This is a genomic window from Paenibacillus sedimenti, assembly GCF_014534655.1.
GTDB classification, from domain to species: domain Bacteria; phylum Bacillota; class Bacilli; order Paenibacillales; family NBRC-103111; genus Paenibacillus_E; species Paenibacillus_E sedimenti.
In genome coordinates, this window is sequence record NZ_JACVVD010000062.1 from 1 (window position 1) to 348 (window position 348).

The 348-nt window shown below is 52.6% G+C and carries 2 rRNA genes; both read left to right on the forward strand.

The features are described 5' to 3' along the window. Nucleotides 1-61 (forward strand): 16S ribosomal RNA (locus tag ICC18_RS33435); the annotation flags it as partial. A 196-nt stretch (nucleotides 62-257) separates the two neighbouring features. Continuing rightward, nucleotides 258-348, forward strand: a 5S ribosomal RNA gene (rrf, locus tag ICC18_RS33440); the annotation flags it as partial.

Below are 348 nucleotides of genomic sequence, written 5' to 3' on the forward strand. Positions count from 1 at the left end.
GATTGGGGTGAAGTCGTAACAAGGTAGCCGTATCGGAAGGTGCGGCTGGATCACCTCCTTTCTATGGAGACTCGGCTCTGCGATGAGCCAGTCAAGTGCGAAAGCACACAAGCTTCTTTCACTCGTGTTCAGTTTTGAAAGGATAATGAAGGTCCCCAAAAAGTGAAGATAAGCTTTGTAGCTGATTCCGATTGCTTTCCGGGGAGCCCCAAGTTCCTTTTCAGCAGCAAGCAGCAGACGCTGTGGTGTTGCACTCGTTTGGTGATGATGGCGGAGGGGACCCACGCGTTCCCATCTCGAACACGACCGTTAAGCCCTCCAGCGTCGATGGTACTTGAACCGAAGGGT